Below are 17,525 nucleotides of genomic sequence, written 5' to 3'. Positions count from 1 at the left end.
GCCGCTCTATGTGTGCACGCACGCAGCGCGGCGGTGCTGGAAAAGCCCAGCGCCGCCACGCTTGTTTTTTACTGCGACATGTTGAGGTGCTGCGCACGTTCCCACGCGGCCCGCGCGGCCGGGCTGGCTTCGGCCCAGGTCAGGCGCGACTTGCCGCGGTAGGCATCCCAGTCCTCGGCCAGGGTTTCCTGCACCTCGTCGTACGAACGGCCGCGATGCTTGTCGACGTCGCGCAGACCCAGGTCGTAGGCCGGCCGGTAGTCTTCTTCGTAGGTGTAGCCGTCGACGTAATACGGTTGGCGCGCGTGTTCTTCCTTCCAGTAGGCGTGCTCAACCGTCGGGTCGAAGCCTTCGGCCACGGCCTTGCCGGCCAAGCCGCCAACTACCGCGCCCACCGCGGCGCCCACGGCGGTGCCGATCGGCCCTGCCACGGTGCCCACGGCAGCACCTGCAGCTGCGCCGCCGGCCAGCGCACCCAGGCCGGTGCCGACCGGATGCGCACCGGGCTCGCCGGTGATCGGGTCGGGGTTGAGGTCTTTGGGTTTGTCGCTCATAAATGTCTCCAGAAAAGTCTGACCACAAGGCGCACGACGCGAAAGTCGGCCAGGAGACTGCCGTTGGTGCCGTTCACGCTCTTGAGCAGAACGCGACGGCCCGCGGCAGCACGCCATCACCTTAAGTCGGAGCCGGGCGCTCACCTGTAGGACAAGCGCGGTGCGGCTTGTGCGCGACGGTGCGTGCGCGATTGCGTTCGGGCACCTGCGGCTTTGGCTGACCGCGGCTTCGGCTTCGCGCCATGCAGCGCGGGTTGCGCCTCGACCGCCAGCGCAGCCTTCACACGGGGCGTGGTGACGCGTGCTGCCGCGTCGTTCCCCTGTGTCAGCGCCCGCGCAAAAACAGTCCGTCCAGTTCGCGCAGCGTGAGCTGGCGCCAGGTCGGCCGACCGTGGTTGCACTGGTCGGAGCGCTCGGTCGCCTCCATTTGGCGCAGCAAGGCGTTCATCTCCTCGTGCGTCAGACGGCGGTTGGCGCGCACGGCGCCGTGGCAGGCCATGGTGGCCAGCAGCTCGTGCTGGGCGCGTTCGATCACGGTGCTGGCCTCGTGCTGCGCCAGCTCGGCCAGCACGCTGCGGGCCAGCTCGACCGCGTCGCCAGCCGCCAGCGTGGCGGGCACGGCGCGCACGGCCAGTGTGCGCGGCGAAAACGGGGTCACGTCCAGCCCCAGGCGCTGCAGCACCGCGCTGGCCGACTCGGCGGTGGCGACCTCCTGCGGCGTGGCGGCAAAGGTGGCGGGGATCAGCAGCGGCTGGCTGGCGACTTGCGCGCCGTCGAGCTGGGTCTTGAGCCGTTCGTACACGATGCGTTCGTGCGCGGCGTGCATGTCGACCAGCACTAGGCCGGCGTGGTTTTCCGCCAGGATGTAGATGCCGTGCAGCTGCGCCACGGCGTGGCCCAGCGGCCAATCGGGCGTGGCGGGGACGGGCGCGCCGGACGCTGGCACGTCGGCTGTGTCGGCGTCGTCGGTGAAGGCACGCGGCTGCCACAGCGCGCGCAGTTCTTCCATCGCCTGCAGTGCGGTTGCTCCTGAATCGGGAGCTGCCTGCGCAAGTGGCAGTTGGGCTGGCGGCCTGAAAGGCTTGAAATCCTCCTGACCGACCGCCGCAGGGCTCCAACTGCCCGCCGGTGCGGGATCGGCGCCGTCCACCTGTTGCGCCAGCAAGGCGGCGCGCGGTGCGGCCAGCGCCTGGTCGACCGCGTGGCGCACGGCCTGGTGCACCTCGCGCCCATCGCGAAAGCGCACCTCGATCTTGGTCGGGTGCACGTTGACGTCGACACGCGCCGGGTCCAGCTCGACAAACAGCACGTACACCGGCTGGCGGTGGCCGTGCAGCACGTCTTCATAGGCGCTGCGGGCAGCGTGCACAATCACCTTGTCGCGCACATAGCGGCCGTTGACGTAGGCAAACTGCTGGTCGGCGCGCGAACGCGCGTGGTCGGGCAGACCGGCGCGGCCGGTGACGCGCACCGCGCCCACGCGGTGGTCCACGGCGATCGAGGCGGCCAGGAAGTCGTCGCCCAGCACATCGCCGATGCGCCGGGTGCGCGCGGCGTCGCCGTCGCCCTGGCGGCGCCATTGCTCGACCAGCTTGCCGTCGTGCCAGATGGCAAAGCCGACATCCGGCCGCGCCAGCGCGTGGCGGCGCACGGCGTCGATGCAGTGGGCCAGCTCGGTCGCGTCGGTCTTTAGGAATTTGCGCCGCGCGGGCACGCTGAAGAACAGCTCCTTGACCTCCACGGTGGTGCCGCCGGCGCGCGCCGCGGGTTTCAGCTCGCCCGTGCGTCCATCCAGCAGCCAGGCATTGGATTGGTCCGTGGCCCGCGACAGCAAAGCGAGTTCAGCTATGGAGTTGATAGCCGCCAGCGCTTCGCCGCGAAAACCCATGGTGCCGACCGATTCCAGCTCGGCCAGGCTGGCGATCTTGCTGGTCGCGTGGCGCTTGAGGGCCGTGGCCATCTGCTCCGGCACGATGCCGTCGCCGTCGTCTTCCACGCTGATCAGGCGAACGCCACCGGCCGACAGGCGCAGCGTGATTTGCGTGGCGCCGGCGTCCAGCGCGTTGTCCAGCAGCTCGCGCACCACGGAGGCGGGGCGCTCGACCACCTCGCCGGCGGCGATCTGGCTGATCAGTTCATCGGGGAGTTCGCGGATGGCGCGGCGCGGGGAAGACATCGCTGCGCATCATAGGGGTTCGGTCCAGCCGCAACTGCTGACGGGCCACCCGACCGCTTCGGTGACGGGGTAGGGTTGACCGAAGGGCGGTGAAATGGTCTCTATAGTATTACAAAAGTATTAAAAATATCGCAAACTTTGTGCTTTGTTGCTCATTGAGACCCACCATGACCCATCGGACTGCAGTTTTGTCTTTGCCTTTGGCGTGTTTCGGCGCTGTCGGTGATGTATCTCTCGCTGGCCACGCGGGTGGGCATTTCCTGCGACGCGCGGTCGTTGCTGGGTTGATCGGGCTGAGCGCGGTGGCGGCGTCTGCTGCGACCCACACGGTGAGCACGCTGGCCGACACGGGTGCCGGGTCGTTGCGTGCAGCGTTGGCGACGCCGTTAACCGGCGACACGGTGGCCTTCGCACCTGCGCTGGCCGGCACGCTGACACTGGCGTCACCGCTGCCCACGATCACGGTTTCGCTGACGGTGACGGGACCGGGCGCCGACAAGGTGAGGGTGCTGAATGCGGCCGGTCGCGTGTTTGACCTGCAGAACGCTGGCGCGGTCACGCTGAACGGCCTCAGCCTGAGCGGCAGCGGACTGGACCTGGGCGAGAACGGCGGCGCCATCCGCAGTCAGGGCGCGACGCAGCTGACGCTGGACGGCGTCGCCATCGCCCGCAGCACGGTCACCAAGCAGTGGAACGGCGGTGGCCTGGGCGGCGGGGTGTACAGCGGCGCCGGCAGCAGCCTCAGCGTGCGCGCCAGCACGTTCGAAGCCAACCGCGCTGACAAGGGCGGAGCGATCTACGCAGTCGGCGCCGGCCTGACCATGGTCAACAGCACGCTGACGCAGAACCAGGCCGATGACAGCGGCGGCGCTATCTCGCTGGAATTTGGCCCTGCGTCGACCATTACCCAATCGACGCTGACCGCCAACAGCGCTGCCATTGGCGGCGGGGTGTACGTGCGGAACACGGCGTCGCTCAACCTGGTGAACAGCGTCCTGGCGGGCAACACCGACCGCGGCGGCGCCAACGACGTCGACCATGGCAACAACACGGTGAGCGCCACCGGCTCGCTGTTCTCCGAAACCGACGCGACGAGCGTGGTGCACAACGGCGCCGACAGCAACAACCTGTACGGCGCCGACCCGCTGCTGGGCGCGCTGGCCAGCAACGGCGGAACGACCCAGACGCAACTGCCGGGCGCAGGCAGCCCCGCGCTGAATGCGGTAGCGTGCACGGGCGTTGCGCTTGACCAGCGCGGCATCGCCCGGCCGCAGGGCGTACTGTGCGACATCGGCGCTGTCGAAGTCGCCGCACCGCCCGCTGCCGTGCCGACACTGAGCAGCGCAGCCTGGGCCTTGCTGGCGTTCGTGCTGGTTGGCGTGTTCGCGTGGCGCCGTGGGCGCATCGGGACCAGCTGAGGCCTTGTTGCAGGGCAGTGCGGAAGGCGTGGCCCACCGCACCGTTGCGTGTGGCGGCTGAATCAGTGATCTGAATGAAATTGAGCTCTAGGCTAAGCGGATTAAGCGCAGAACGCTATTGAAAGAGTAGCTGATGCCACCTCGCCTCGGTGGCAGGCGATGGCACAGCTGGCGTCGTCGTCCATGGGCCGCCGACGAGGTGCGCGTCAGCCTACTGAGTTCATCGGCCGATCTTGTGATGCCGGGCAGCAGCGCATCGGAGAGCGCTGGCGCGCTGATCGGCGAGGTAATCAGGCCGGCGCCGCGTGCCACGGCGTTACACCGCCCGGGCCGTGCTGCAACATGGCGACCCGATAATCCGTCCCATGGAAATCGTGATGCATCTGGTCGACTTCATCCTTCACGTCGACAAGTACCTGGGCGCTTTCGTGGCTCAGTACGGTCCTTGGGTTTACGCGCTGCTGTTCATCATCGTCTTTGTCGAGACCGGTGTCGTGGTGATGCCGTTTCTGCCGGGCGATTCACTGCTGTTCGTCGTTGGCGCTCTGGCCGGCGCGGGGCACATGCACATCGGCGTGGCCTGCGCGGTGCTGCTGGCTGCGGCCATTCTGGGGGACCAGTGCAACTACAGCATTGGGCGCTACATCGGGCCCAAGGTGTTCCAGTGGGAAGACTCGCGTTTCTTCAACCGCAAGGCGTTCGACAGGGCGCACGCGTTCTACGAGCGCTATGGCGGGGTGACCATCATCCTGGCGCGCTTCATGCCCTTCATCCGCACCTTCGTGCCTTTTGTCGCGGGCGTGGCGGAGATGGACCGCGGCAAGTTCACGCTGTTCAACGTGGTCGGTGCGCTGATCTGGGTGCTGGGGCTGTGCACTGCAGGTTACGTGTTCGGCAACCTGCCCTGGGTTCAGGCGAACCTGAGCAAGATCATCTGGGCGCTGATTCTGGTGCCAGGGCTGATCGCCATCTACGGGGGCTGGAAGGCCGGGCGAGCCGACAAGGCGGGCGCAGGGCCCGCCTGACGCGGCAGGGCGCCGCGGTTTCTCTCCGGGCAGAAAAAACGGGCGTTCTGGTGAACGCCCGCAAATAAAAGAAGAGGAGAACTTGCAATGGGCTATGAAATCCCTATGCCTAGGGTTTTCATCACCCAGCCCGATTTCACCACAAATTCCATCGCTTGTGGTGTAGGACAACGAGCAAACGACTCGCAGTAGGCTGAAAGTACCGATCATTTACCGTAAGTGGGTACTTACGGCCTGTCAAACTTGCCGGTTGCGCGCGAGCGGCGGGTTGGCGGCAAAGTATTTCTCGATGCCGTTGATCAGCGCGTTCGCTAGGTTGTTCTGGTAGGCGTCGGTGCGCAGCTTGCGCTCTTCTTCGGGGTTGCTGATGAAGGCGGTTTCGACCAGCACGCTCGGAATGTCCGGCGCGCGCAGCACGGCGAAGTTGGCGCGTTCCACGTTGCGCTTGTGCAGCCGGCCCACGTCGCCGATCTCGCGCAGCACCGCGGTGCCCAACTTCAGGCTGTCCTTGATCTGGGCCGTGGTGCTCATGTCGAGCATGGCGCGCTGCACCAGCGAATCCTTGACCCCCAGGTTGACGCCGCCGATGCGGTCGGCGTCGTTTTCCTTGTTCGCCAGCCAGCGCGCCGCCGTGCTGGAGGCGCCGCGCTCGGACAGCGCATAGACGCTGGCGCCGCGCGCTTCCTCACGCATGAAGGCGTCGGCGTGGATGCTGACGAACAGGTCGGCGCCCACGCGGCGGGCCTTTTCGACCCGCACGTTCAGCGGCACGAAGAAGTCCGCGTCCCGCGTCAGGAAGGCGCGCATGGGATTGCCGGCGACCACGGTGTTGTTGATGCGGTCGCGCAGCTTCAGCGCCACCTGCAGCACCACGTCCTTTTCGCGCGTGCCGCCGGGGCCGATGGCGCCGGGGTCTTCGCCGCCGTGGCCAGGGTCCAGCGCGATGATGATCAGGCGGTCGGTCCGGCCGGCGGCTACCGCGGGTGGCCTGGTGGCTGGCCCGCTGGATTCGCCACTGGCGGGCTTGGGCGCGGGCGCCTTGGCGGTGGGGCGCGCGGGCGCAGGAGCAGGCGACCGGGCCGTGGCGGTGCTGTCCTTGTCGCGCACCATGGCGTTGGCGCGCTCGAACTGCTTGGCGATCAGATCGCCCAGCGTGTCGGTGGTGGCCGCCGTGTCGGCGCGGGCAACGGCGGTATCGGCCGTGGCGTTGGCGCCGAGGTCCTTCATGCGGTCGGCGATCAGCTGTTCCAGTGGGTCCGGCGGGTTGGCTGGATACAGGTCGAACACCAGCCGGTACTTGTACGCGGCCACGGGCGTCAGCGTGAAAACCTGCGGCTTGATTGCCTGTTTGAGGTCGACCACCAGGCGCACCACGCCGGGCGAGTTCTGGCCCACGCGGATGCCGGCGATGTTGGGGTCGTCCGATCGCACCTTGGCCACCAGCTCGCGCAGCGTGGGGTTCAGGTCCAGCCCGTCGATGTCGACCGCCAGACGCGGGGGCGAGCCGATCATGCGGTGCGTGGCCTTGAGCGCAGTGTCCGACTCGATGGTGACGCGCGTGTAGTCCTCGGCCGGCCACAGGCGCACGGCCACGATGCTGGCGCCGCGGGCGATATGACTGGCGCCCAACAACAGCACCAGGGAGCCGCCTTGCTTGAGCAGGCGGCGGCGGTCGGGGGCGGCGGGCGGTAGGCGGTCGGTCATAAAGGCATGTCCTGCAGCAGGCGGGCGCCCAGTGCGGTGGGCGCGTGCACGGTCACGTGGCGCGCGTAGTGGTCGCCTGGGCGGATGTGCAGCACCCAGTCGGCCACGGGCAGCAGGCCGGCGGCTTTTTCCGGCCATTCGGCCAGCTTGAGGCCGGGGGCGGCGAAGAGGTCGCGAAAACCGGCGTCCTCCCATTCCTGCGGGTCGTTGAAGCGGTAGAAGTCGAAGTGCGAGATGGCCAAGCCTTCCGGGGTCTCGTGCGGCTCCACCACGGCATAGGTCGGGCTCTTGACGCGCCCAGTGATGCCGAGCGCGCGCAGCAGGTGGCGCACGAAAGTGGTTTTGCCGGCGCCGAGGTCACCGTGCAGTTCGATGAACGCGTCGCGCAGGCCGGGCGCGGCCGCCAACTGGCGGGCAAAGGCCTGCGTGTCCGCTTCCGTCGTCCAGTGCCAGTCGCGGCGCGGGGCGGTTTCTAAAATGGGGGCGTGGAGCATGGCAAGGTGATCGATGCGCAGGCGTTGTGGGACCAGTTCGGGGCGTGGGCGCTCGAGTTGGGCTTTTCGCATGTCGGCGTGGCGGGGGTGGATTTGTCGAGCGCCGAGCCAGGCTTGCTCGACTGGCTGTCCAACGGTTTTCACGGCAGCATGGACTACATGGCTGTTCACGGCCTGAGGCGGGCGCGCCCGGCCGAGCTGGTGCCCGGCACCGTGAGCGTGATCACCGCGCGCATGGACTACCTGCCGCGCCAAACGCCGCAGGACTGGCAGGCTGTGGAATGGGCGCGTCTGGAGCGGCCCACCGAAGGCGTCGTGTCGGTGTACGCTCGCGGTCGCGACTACCACAAGGTGCTGCGCGGCCGGCTGCAAAAGCTGCAGCAACGGCTGGCCGAGGCGATTGGCCCGTTTGGCCACCGTGTGTTCACCGATTCGGCGCCGGTGCTGGAGGCCGAACTGGCCGCGCGCAGCGGCCAGGGCTGGCGCGGCAAGCACACGCTGGTGCTGAACCGCGAAGGCGGCTCGATGTTTTTCCTGGGCGAGATCTACGTCGATCTGGCGCTGCCCGCCACCGAGCCCGTGGGCGCGCACTGCGGCAGCTGCCAGGCCTGCATCGACGTGTGCCCCACGCGCGCCATCGTTGCGCCGCACCGCATCGACGCGCGGCGCTGCATTTCCTACCTGACCATCGAGCACGACGGCTCCATCGACGAATCCCTCCGACCTCTGCTCGGCAACCGCATCTACGGCTGCGACGACTGCCAGCTCATCTGCCCCTGGAACAAGTACGCGCGGCGCAGCAGCTTGGCCGACTTTGACGCGCGCGAGGGCATGAGCGGCGAACAACTCAGCGCTCTGATGCGCTGGAGCGAAGCGGAGTTCCTGCAGCGCACCGAAGGCAGCCCGATCCGCCGCATTGGTCACGAGCGTTGGTTGCGCAACATCGCGGTGGCCCTCGGCAATGCGCTGACCGCGCTGACGCCGCAGGATCCGCGGCGCACCGACATCCTGCACGCGCTGCAGGCGCATGTGGCGCACCCGAGCCCGATCGTGCGCGAGCACGTCGCCTGGGCGTTGGGTCGGTAGCGGCATCGGTTTGCTAGTAATTTGTGACAGCGGTGCGGCGCCGGACATGCGCAGCACGCTGCCAATTTCATAGCATTCTAGGCGACCCGTCAATGCCGTTGCCGTTGGTCTCAGGCATTTCCCCACACTGCTGTGGCGTTGCCGCCGCGCCAGTCCAGGGGCGCGGCTCACGCGTTGTGCTCAGACCTGGCCAATCAGGCCCAGCGCAAACGGCAGACTCAGCATGCCCAGCAGCGTCGACAGCGTCACCAGCCCCGCCACGTACGGGCCGTTGTAGCCCATGCGCGCGGCTAGCACGTAACAGCTCGACGCGGTAGGCAGCGCGGCAAAGGTCAGCAGCATCAGGCTTTCGGCGTGACCCAGGCCGAACGCGCGCGCCACGCCCCAGGCCAGCAGCGGCGTGAGCAGGTGGCGGATGGTCAGCACGCCCACGCCCAGCGCCTTGCCGCGCGCCAGCGACTGGAACTGCATGCCGGCGCCCGCCGCCATCAGCCCCAGAGCGATCGATGCGGCGCCGATGCGCGACACGGTGGGCGTGGCCCAGTCCGGGATCGAAAAACCCGCCAGATTGAACGCCAGGCCCGAGGCGGTGGCGATGATCAGCGGATTGCGCACCACTTCGCCCAGAAATCCACGCTCGCCGTGGCGCGCCATCGGCCAGACCGCGGCCACGTTGAACAGCGGCACGCACACGCCAATCAGCACGGCGATCAGCTGCAGGCCCTGCGCGCCGGCCAGACGTTCGGCCAGCGCCAGGCCGATGAAGGAATTGAAGCGAAACGCCACCTGCGCGCTGGCCGCGTGATCGCGCCGGTCGATCCGTCGCCCCAGCCAGGGCAGATAGGGCAGGGCATAGGACATCGCGATGCCGCCCAGCCCAGTGACCAGGCCCGCGGCCATCAGGCCCGAGGCGGCCCCCAGGTCGAGCGGTGTGCGCACGATCGACTGGAACAGCAGCACCGGAAACAGAAAGAAATACACCAACGCCTCTGCCGCCTGCCACACCGGCCGGTTAAGCGCCGTGTAGCGGCACAGCAGATAGCCGATCAGAATCAGCGAAAAGTCGGGGAAAAGCAGCTGGGCGTAATGCACGGTGCGCGAGCATACCCCCTCTACCTCGGGCAAACCCTCACAACTCGGGCACACGATGTTTTGAACAATGCCCGATTCGGCTTTCTAATCGGTACTTTTGGTTTTTTGCATTCAAGGAGTTAAAACATATGCACCGTCGCCACCTGATCGCGCTTGCCGCGGCCGCTGCCACACTGACTTGCGGCAGCGCCTTTGCGCAGGGCTACCCCAACAAGCCGATCCGCCTGATCGTGCCCTTCGCTGCTGGCGGCACCACCGACATCATTGCCCGCGTCATGTCCGAGCCGCTGACCAAGGCCCTGGGCCAGTCCGTCGTGGTGGACAACAAGGGCGGTGCGGGCGGTGCGATTGGCGCGGCTGAAGCCGCGCGCGCCGCGCCTGACGGCTACACGCTGAGCGTGGCCACGGTGTCGACCACGGCCGCCAACCCGGCCATCAACACCAAGATCGCCTACGACCCGATCAACGACTTCGTGCCGATCATGAACATCGCTGCGACGCCGAACATCATCGCGGTCAACCCGTCCTTCCCGGCCAAGGACTACAAGTCCTTCGTCGAACTGCTCAAGAAGAACCCGGGCAAGTACTCGTACGCCTCGTCCGGAACGGGCGGCATCGGCCACCTGCAGACCGAGCTGTGGAAGAGCCTGACGGGCATCTTCGTCACGCACATCCCGTACCGCGGCGCGGGCCCGGCCCTGAACGACGTGGTGGCCGGCCAGGTGCCGATCATGTTCGACAACCTGCCTTCAGCGCTGCCGTTCATCAAGAGCGGCAAGCTGGTGCCGATCGTGGTGGCCGCGCCCAATCGCGTGAAGGACCTGCCCGACACGCCCACGTTCAAGGAAGTGGGTCTGGAGCCGGTGAACCGCATGGCGTACTACGGCCTCCTGGCGCCCAAGGGCACGCCCAAGGACATCGTCGACAAGATCCACGCGGCTGCCAAGAAGGCGCTGGAAGAGCCGGCGGTGAAGAAGCGCATTGAGGAGACGGGCTCGATCATCGTCGGCAACACGCCGGAAGAATTCGCCAAGCAGATCAAGGATGAATTCGCTGTGTACAAGGAAGTGGTCAAGAAGCAGAAGCTGAGCCTCTGACCCGCCGCGCTGCTGCGCAGCGTACGAAAAAGGCGCCCTCGGGCGCCTTTTTTTATTTCTGGCTCGGTGCAAAGACGCCAGGCCAGCTGGCTTGAAGCTATGAAAAGAGTAGCTGCTTGCGCAGGTGGTTGTAGGGCTGAAGGCCGATTTACTTGATATTCTGACCCAGCACCTTGCCGTTGACCGTCTTGCCGTACATCGAGTCGTCGGTGTCGTGGAATTCCTTGCGCGTGGTCGCCACGTCGCGCGTGAACCGGGGGTCCTGCGGACGCTCCTGGCTGTCGATGTACAGGGCCACGTCCCACGCCTCCTGGTCGCTCAGGCTGCCGCCCTTGCTGAATGGCATGTTGGACTTGATGAAGGCGGCGGCGTTGCTGATGTTGGACATGCCCGCTCCCCAGTTGTACGACTGCGCCCCCCACAGCGGCGGGAACACCTGCGTGTCGCCGCTGCGCGTGCCCTCGCCGCCCGCGCCGTGGCACAGGGCGCACTGCGCTTCGTACACGGCCAGGCCGCGCTGGTAGTCGGGCGCCTGGGTCGGTTTCTCGAGCTTCTTGTAGCCCGCGCCGGCGATCTTTTCGCCCACCGGGGCGCCCTTGGCCAGCCAGTAGGCGTAGGTTTGCAGCGCGTTCAGCACCTCGTCGCCGTAGGGTGGCGCCTTGCCGTTCATGCTGTACATGAAGCAGCCGCGCAGGCGGTCCTCAAAGGTGTCGACGTGCTTCGTCTTGCTGCGGTAGGCCGGGTAGAGCAGGTAGGCGCCCCACAGCGGCGCCGAGTCGGCCAGGCGGCCGGCGTCCAGGTGGCAGTTGACGCAGTTGAGCGTGTTGCCCACGTAGGGCTTGGCGTTCTGGGCCGTGTGCAGAAAGATCTGCTCGCCCTTGCGGATCACGTCGCCCAGCGGGCCGTCGGGAATGGCGCTCTCAGCCGGGGGCTTGAAGCCCACTGTCTGAATTGCGCCAGCAGGTGCGTCCGTCGCTGCAGGCGCCGGCGCTGAGGCCACTTGAGCAGGCGCGCCGGGCGCTGCGGGTGTTGCCGGTGGCGGTGCAGCCGTCGCCACCACAGGTGCTGGCCCGGCGCCGGGCGCCGCAGAGGCGGGCTGACTGGCAGGGGCCCCACTGGCTGCGTGGCGCAGCGTGTCGTTCAGCGTCAGCGCGGACGGGATGCGGATCGCCGAACTGACCACCACCACCGCGATGACTGCGACGAGCACGATAGCAAACATCTTCAGTCCAACGTACTCGCTGTCCTGGCTGAGGGCGGTCGAGCGGCTGGGCTCCGGTAGGGCGGCGGGGTGCGGGGCGTTCATGCTTGGCTCCTGAACAAGGCGCGGCGGCTCATTTGGCGCGGCTGGCGTAGTAGGCGGCCACGGCCTTGACGTCGTCGCTGCTCAGTTTCTTGGCGATGCCGGACATCAGGCCGAGCGGGCCAGGGCCGCGCTTGCCGGCCTTCCAGGCCTCGACCTGCTCCTGCATGTAGGCCGCGCTCAGGTGCGCGATGGCCGGGAAATGCTCGCCCACCCCTTCGCCGCCCGGCCCGTGGCAACTGGCGCACGCTGGCACGCCATCGCCCATGCGCCCGCGCTGGGCGAGCCACGCGCCCGCGTCGCCGGGCTTGGCGCCCGATGGCGGCGTGGCCGGGCGCGCGATCCCGCTCGGCAGGCTCGCGAGGTAGGCCGACACATCGGCGCGCTGCTGGGGGTTCAAGCCTTTCGCGATCGGCGCCATGATCGGGTTGGCGCGGCTACCGTCCGCAAAGGCGTCCAGCTGCGCTCGCAGGTAGGCGGCGCCGCTGCCGGTGAGCGGCGGGAACGCGCCCGCGCCTTCGGCGTTCTGTCCATGGCAGCTGGTGCAGGCGGCCACGGCCGGCGGCACGCCAGCGGTCATAAGGGTCTGGCCCGCCTTGGCGTTGCCCGCGGGCGCCGCAGCGGCGGGCGCGCTGGCAGGTGGCGCACTGCCACTCTGGGCCTGAGCCGTGGCGCTGAGGGCCAGCCACAGGACGGCGCCGATGCCGACGCGGAGGGCGGGGTGCTTGGGCATGTGGAGGAGCCTCATGGGGTGAACCTGTTCAATGGCGCCGCTTGATCCTAGGCGCGCTGCGCCGCCGCTGGCTGTCGGACAAGGCCGCACATGCCCGGATTGCAATCGCACCGGAGGCGCTGCGCCCACACCCGCCTCTGCTATCGTCGCCAAGTGACCGCCGACGTCGATTCCTCACCTTCCGCGCCTGTGGCGACCCACACCGCCCCAGCGGCCGCGCGCGTGCCGGAGGTGGACGCTTTCATCGACGCGCTGTGGCTGGAAGACGGCCTGGCCCGCAATACGCTCGACGCGTACCGGCGCGATCTGACGCTTTACGCCGCCTGGCTCGCCACCACGCACGGCGCGCCCATCCTGCAGACGCAGGAACACCAGTTGCTGGGCTATTTCGCCGCCCGATCGGCCACCCGCGTCACCTCTGCCAACCGGCGGCTCACCGTCCTAAAGCGATTTTTCCGCTGGGCCCTGCGTGAAAGGCTGATCGACGCCGACCCGACGCTCAAGCTGCTGCCCGCGCGACAGCCGCTGCGCGTGCCCAAAACCCTGAGCGAAGCGCAGGTCGAAGCCTTGCTGGCCGCGCCCGACACCGACACGCCGCTGGGCGTGCGCGACCGCACCATGCTCGAATTGATGTACGCCAGCGGCCTGCGCGTGAGCGAACTGGTCACGCTGAAGGCCTTGCACATCGGCCTGGCCGAAGGCGTGCTGCGCGTCATGGGCAAGGGCAACAAGGAGCGCCTGGTGCCGTTTGGCGAAGTGGCGCGCGAATGGCTGGATAACTACATAAACGATAGCAGGCCGCGCTTGCTGGGTGCGCGCCAGACCGAGGATTTGTTTGTGACCAGCGCCGGCCGAACGCCCGGCACCGCCATGTCGCGCGTGATGTTCTGGAGCATCGTCAAACGCTACGCACGCGAAGCCGGCATCACCGCGTCCCTGTCCCCCCACACGCTGCGCCACGCCTTCGCCACCCATTTGCTGAACCACGGCGCCGACCTGCGTGCGGTGCAGATGCTGCTGGGCCATGCGGACATTTCGACCACGACCATCTACACGCACGTGGCGCGCGAGCGACTGAAAACGCTGCATGCGCAGCACCATCCGAGGGGTTAAGACCGGTTTTACGGATGTGAGCGTTTAAAGTCTGATCATTGCTATAAAAAAAGGCAGCCAAAATGATCAGGGGGTATCGGAGGGACATTGACGGCTTGCGCGCACTGGCCGTTATTTTGGTCCTGGCAGTCCATGCTTCTCCCGCCAAAGTGCCCAATGGCTTTATTGGGGTAGACATATTCTTCGTCATCTCAGGGTTCTTGATCACCGGCATATTGATGGACGATCTGCAGTCGGGTAGGTTTTCTCTCAGGAATTTTTATGTAAGACGCATCAACCGGCTGTTTCCTGCGCTGCTCCTGGTCTTAATTTCGGTGCTGATAGCGGGTTCATTCGTTATGTATCCGGATGAATACCTCCGGATGGCTTTCTCGGCATGGATGAGCACCGTCTTCGCGGCCAACATAGGCTTTTTCAGTGAGGCAGGGTATTGGGATACCTCCAGCAAGCTCAAGCCGCTGTTGCATCTGTGGTCGTTGGGGGTTGAAGAGCAGTTCTACCTCGCGTGGCCGCTGCTCTTGTGCTTGTGCTTCAGGAAGAGGGGCTCACTGCTGTTGGTCGCGCTGGTCATCGCCATGGTGTCACTGGCGCTCAACCTCTACCTGACTCCCAAGAATCAGGCGGCAGCCTTTTACCTGCCGTTTGGTCGGTTATGGGAACTGGCCGCCGGTGGAGTGCTCGCATGGGTGCAGCGCGCCCAGGGTATGCAGAATTCATCGAATGCGCGCGACGCGTTTCATGGGAGTGCCAATGCGTTGAGCTGGGGGGCACTGTTGTTGTTGTTGGCCAACCAGATCACACCCATGGACGACCGAGCGTTCCCTGGGTATTACGCGGTCGTTGTGGTGCTGGCAGCCGCGATATTCATCGCGGCCGGCCCCCAAGCGTGGCTTAACCGACGGGTGTTTTCCCATCCTGTGTTGGTTTACATCGGCAAGATCAGCTATCCACTGTATTTGTGGCACTGGCCATTGCTTGTGTTTGCGCGTCTTGCTGGGGAGGGGCAGTGGACCGTATCGCACCGAAACTACGCGGTGCTCGGCTCCATTGCACTTGCGATGCTGACTTTCCATGGCGTCGAGCAACCGTTGGCCAAAATCAAGAGACGGGGCCGGTTGGCACTGTGGTTGCTGGCGCTGATGGTCTGCATGGGCACGGTGGCTGCCCTAGCCTCAAAAGCCGTGCTGTTGTTTGGATTGAAGGCGTACATCATTCCGCCCATGGAACGGCTTGGTCACGCTAAACCCGCAGTGCAAAGCACCGGAAGCATCGTCCTACTGGGTGACAGCAACGCCGGTCATTTGGAATATGGGTTGAAATGGATCTACGGGGATCGCACCCAGAGCTTCTGGACAGCCAGTTGGCCATACCTTGATGGTACGCAGTACAGGGATGGCCACAGACCCCCTGCCGGAGGCAAAGGCACGCCGGCCCTGACCGAAGAAGCGTTGCGCAAGATAACGGGAGATGCTGCGGTTCGACTCGTGATTCTCTCCAACGCCTATTCGCAGTACCTGATCGGTGATGGTCTGCGCAGCGTTTCCGATTCAGCTGCGGGGGAAACAAAGGCTCAAGCGTATGAGGCCGGCCTGCGGCGCACTGTTCAGCGTCTGCTCGACAGCGGCAAGCAGGTGTTGGTCATCGAGTCGATCCCAACGTATGGGAATCTGGCCACGGTCATGGCGTGCAGCACGGGGCTTCGCCCCTGGTTGCGTCATCAGCCTGCGGGGTGCACACAGTCTCGTTCGACGTTAGAGACGGAGCGGCGCCCCTACCAAGACGTTCTTGACCGCGCTTTCGAGGGCATGTCTGGCGTCACCAGATTCAACACCCTAGACGAACTGTGCGACAAGGATCAGTGCTACGTTCATCGCGACGGTGAGCAGCTCTACTACGACTCGGGGCACTTCACCGCCGAGGGCAGCCAATTGATGAGCGCTGCCATCGCGCGGCGCATCGAAGTCATGCTGGCTGCGCGCTGAGTGCGTGACGTTGCCCAAGTCACTCTGCGGCGCAAGACGAGCAGCCCCTGACGCACAATCGCCCCATGACCGCTTCCTCCTTCTGCCTCTCCCGCCGCGCCGCCGTTTTGGGCCTGGCCGCGCTCGCCGCCGGCCCACGCGCGGCCTTCGCCCAGAACTGGCCCACCAAGCCGATCAGGATCACCGTCGCCTACCCGCCAGGCGGCGTGGCCGATGCCATGGCGCGCCTGCTGGCGGACAAGCTGTCGCCGATCCTGGGGCAGAGCGTGGTGGTGGACAACAAGGCCGGCGCCAGCGGCAGCATCGGCATGGACGCCGTGGCCAAGGCGGCGCCGGATGGGCACAGCCTGGGCTTTTCGGCGATCAGCCCGCTGGTGCTGAACCCGCACCTGGGCAAGTCGCCGTTCGACCCGGCCAAGGACATCGTGCCGGTGGTCAGCGTGATCGCCTCGCCGGTGCTGCTGCTGGGCACGTCGGCGCTCTCGGCCAAGGATTTCAAGGCGCTGCTGGCGGCGGCCAAGGCCAAGCCGGGCGCGCTGCGCTGGGCGACCTCGGGCCCGGCGTCGCTGGGGCACATCGTGCTGGAGCAGGTCAAGGCCGGCGCTGGCGTGGACATCACCCACATTCCCTACAAAGGCGGCGGCCAGCAGATCAACGACGCGCTGGCCGGCCAGTTCGAGGTGCTGTCCACCAACGCCAGCCCGGCCGTCATCAGCCAGATCAAGGCCGGCAAGCTGACGCCGTTGGCCGTGGGCTCGCCCGCGCGGCTGGAGCAACTCGCGCCAACGCCGACGCTGGCCGAACTGGGCCTGCCCGCGGCCAACCTGGCGTCGGTGTTCGGGCTGTTCGCGCCCGCCGGCACGCCGGCCGCGGTGGTCGAGCGCCTGAACACCGAGGTCAACCAACTGCTCAAGGACAAGGACGTCCTGCAGAAGATCAACGCCGCCGACAACCTGCCCACTGGCGGCAGCGCGGCGGCCTTTGCCAAGCTCATCGCCAACGAGTCGGCCAACAACGCGCGCATCATCAAGGCCGCAGGGATCACCGCCGGATGAACGCGGGCCAACTGTTCATGACGGCGTCGGTCGCGGCGCTCGCCTTCGGCACGGCCGCCCCCGCGGCGGCCCAGCCAGCCGCAGCGGCCAACCCGATGGCCCAGGCCTTCGCCAGTGGCCGATGCAGCTTTGCGCCGCCGTGGGAGCCGGGCCGCTGGCGCCTGACCACGCCCGCCGACTACGCCGGCGAGACCTGGCAGGCGTTCCGCCAGCAGACCGGCGCTACCCACCCGGGCGACGCGCGTGGCGACTTCAACGGCGACGGCCGGCCGGACAACGCCGTGGTGGCCCTGCGCGACGACGGCAAGTGGATGGTCGGCGTGATCGAGGGCGGCGACACCTGCGAAACCGCCAGCATGGCGGAAGCCGGCCCGAGCGGCTTTGGCCACCCACCGGCGCTGATCACCCTGCCCAAGGCGGCGGCCAGCGTGGCCTGCCAGCAGGCGGGCTTGCGCTACGCCGCCACCTGCGCCGTGGCGGCGGGTGCGCCGGCGGAATGGCGCGCCACGCGGCCGTTCGACGCCATCGTCCAGACCGACGAGCACGGCACCGCTTTCAGCGGCTACCTGCGTCAGCACTGGAAGAACACGACGCGGGCCGACGGCAGCCCACTGATGGTGTACGGCTCGCTGCCGATCGCGGCCGATGTGAGGCCGCCAGGCAAGTGATGGGGCCGGATAGCGCCCAAGGCGC

General features: G+C 67.0%; 15 protein-coding genes. 8 read left to right on the top strand and 7 right to left on the bottom strand.

Features of this window, described 5'->3' with window-relative positions:
- Positions 1-68: 68 nt before the first annotated feature.
- Together FVQ98_RS07580 and mutL are read right to left on the bottom strand one after the other, a co-directional pair.
- Entirely contained in the window at positions 69-554 is a 486-nt protein-coding gene (locus FVQ98_RS07580) for a hypothetical protein (protein WP_147912834.1), read from the bottom strand.
- A 325-nt stretch (positions 555-879) separates the two neighbouring features.
- Positions 880-2,730, bottom strand: coding sequence for a DNA mismatch repair endonuclease MutL (mutL, locus tag FVQ98_RS07575; protein ID WP_147912833.1), 1,851 nt, complete (start codon positions 2,728-2,730; stop codon positions 880-882).
- A 329-nt stretch (positions 2,731-3,059) separates the two neighbouring features.
- On the opposite strand from mutL, the gene FVQ98_RS07570 reads away from it, so the two are divergent.
- Together FVQ98_RS07570 and FVQ98_RS07565 are read left to right on the top strand one after the other, a co-directional pair.
- A complete protein-coding gene (locus FVQ98_RS07570; protein WP_222707582.1) occupies positions 3,060-4,148 on the top strand; it encodes a choice-of-anchor Q domain-containing protein in 1,089 nt (362 codons plus the stop codon).
- 365 nt (positions 4,149-4,513) lie between these two features.
- Entirely contained in the window at positions 4,514-5,173 is a 660-nt protein-coding gene (locus FVQ98_RS07565) for a DedA family protein (protein WP_147912831.1), read from the top strand.
- 237 nt (positions 5,174-5,410) lie between these two features.
- Here FVQ98_RS07565 and FVQ98_RS07560 read toward each other — a convergent pair whose 3' ends face one another.
- Complete coding sequence (locus FVQ98_RS07560; protein WP_147912830.1) at positions 5,411-6,877, bottom strand: N-acetylmuramoyl-L-alanine amidase; 1,467 nt, start codon at positions 6,875-6,877, stop codon at positions 5,411-5,413.
- Positions 6,874-7,371 carry a tRNA (adenosine(37)-N6)-threonylcarbamoyltransferase complex ATPase subunit type 1 TsaE gene (tsaE, locus tag FVQ98_RS07555; RefSeq protein WP_255507679.1) on the bottom strand — a complete coding sequence of 166 codons (498 nt, stop codon included), beginning with the start codon at positions 7,369-7,371 and terminating at the stop codon, positions 6,874-6,876. The genes FVQ98_RS07560 and tsaE overlap by 4 nt, the downstream gene beginning before the upstream one ends.
- Between tsaE and queG the strand changes: the two genes are divergently transcribed.
- Positions 7,363-8,457, top strand: a complete 1,095-nt coding sequence (gene queG / locus FVQ98_RS07550) for a tRNA epoxyqueuosine(34) reductase QueG (protein ID WP_255507678.1) — start codon at positions 7,363-7,365, stop codon at positions 8,455-8,457. The genes tsaE and queG overlap by 9 nt on opposite strands.
- 180 nt (positions 8,458-8,637) lie before the next feature.
- Here the strand turns inward: queG and FVQ98_RS07545 are convergent, their stop codons facing one another.
- Positions 8,638-9,549 carry an AEC family transporter gene (locus tag FVQ98_RS07545; protein WP_147912828.1) on the bottom strand — a complete coding sequence of 304 codons (912 nt, stop codon included), beginning with the start codon at positions 9,547-9,549 and terminating at the stop codon, positions 8,638-8,640.
- Between the two features lie 128 nt (positions 9,550-9,677).
- On the opposite strand from FVQ98_RS07545, the gene FVQ98_RS07540 reads away from it, so the two are divergent.
- Positions 9,678-10,646, top strand: a complete 969-nt coding sequence (locus tag FVQ98_RS07540; protein ID WP_147912827.1) for a tripartite tricarboxylate transporter substrate binding protein BugE — start codon at positions 9,678-9,680, stop codon at positions 10,644-10,646.
- A 148-nt stretch (positions 10,647-10,794) separates the two neighbouring features.
- Here FVQ98_RS07540 and FVQ98_RS07535 read toward each other — a convergent pair whose 3' ends face one another.
- Both FVQ98_RS07535 and FVQ98_RS07530 read right to left on the bottom strand, forming a co-directional pair.
- Complete coding sequence (locus tag FVQ98_RS07535; protein WP_370512929.1) at positions 10,795-11,952, bottom strand: c-type cytochrome; 1,158 nt, start codon at positions 11,950-11,952, stop codon at positions 10,795-10,797.
- Positions 11,953-11,980: 28 nt separating this feature from the next.
- Positions 11,981-12,697, bottom strand: a complete 717-nt coding sequence (locus tag FVQ98_RS07530; RefSeq protein WP_255507677.1) for a c-type cytochrome — start codon at positions 12,695-12,697, stop codon at positions 11,981-11,983.
- Between the two features lie 75 nt (positions 12,698-12,772).
- Between FVQ98_RS07530 and xerD the strand changes: the two genes are divergently transcribed.
- The 4 genes from xerD to FVQ98_RS07510 all read left to right on the top strand — a co-directional run bounded on the left by xerD (position 12,773) and on the right by FVQ98_RS07510 (position 17,500).
- On the top strand, positions 12,773-13,795 hold the full coding sequence (gene xerD / locus FVQ98_RS07525) for a site-specific tyrosine recombinase XerD (RefSeq protein ID WP_147912825.1): 1,023 nt from the start codon (positions 12,773-12,775) through the stop codon (positions 13,793-13,795).
- Between the two features lie 95 nt (positions 13,796-13,890).
- Positions 13,891-15,777, top strand: coding sequence for an acyltransferase family protein (locus FVQ98_RS07520; RefSeq protein ID WP_187265668.1), 1,887 nt, complete (start codon positions 13,891-13,893; stop codon positions 15,775-15,777).
- Between the two features lie 65 nt (positions 15,778-15,842).
- Positions 15,843-16,832 carry a Bug family tripartite tricarboxylate transporter substrate binding protein gene (locus FVQ98_RS07515; RefSeq protein WP_147912823.1) on the top strand — a complete coding sequence of 330 codons (990 nt, stop codon included), beginning with the start codon at positions 15,843-15,845 and terminating at the stop codon, positions 16,830-16,832.
- Positions 16,829-17,500, top strand: coding sequence for a hypothetical protein (locus FVQ98_RS07510; RefSeq protein ID WP_147912822.1), 672 nt, complete (start codon positions 16,829-16,831; stop codon positions 17,498-17,500). The genes FVQ98_RS07515 and FVQ98_RS07510 overlap by 4 nt, the downstream gene beginning before the upstream one ends.
- The last annotated feature ends 25 nt before the right edge of the window (positions 17,501-17,525 follow it).

The sequence above is a fragment of the Ottowia flava genome (genome assembly GCF_008017535.1).
Taxonomy (GTDB): domain Bacteria; phylum Pseudomonadota; class Gammaproteobacteria; order Burkholderiales; family Burkholderiaceae_C; genus Ottowia; species Ottowia flava.
This window is presented reverse-complemented; position numbering and strand designations above follow the sequence as displayed.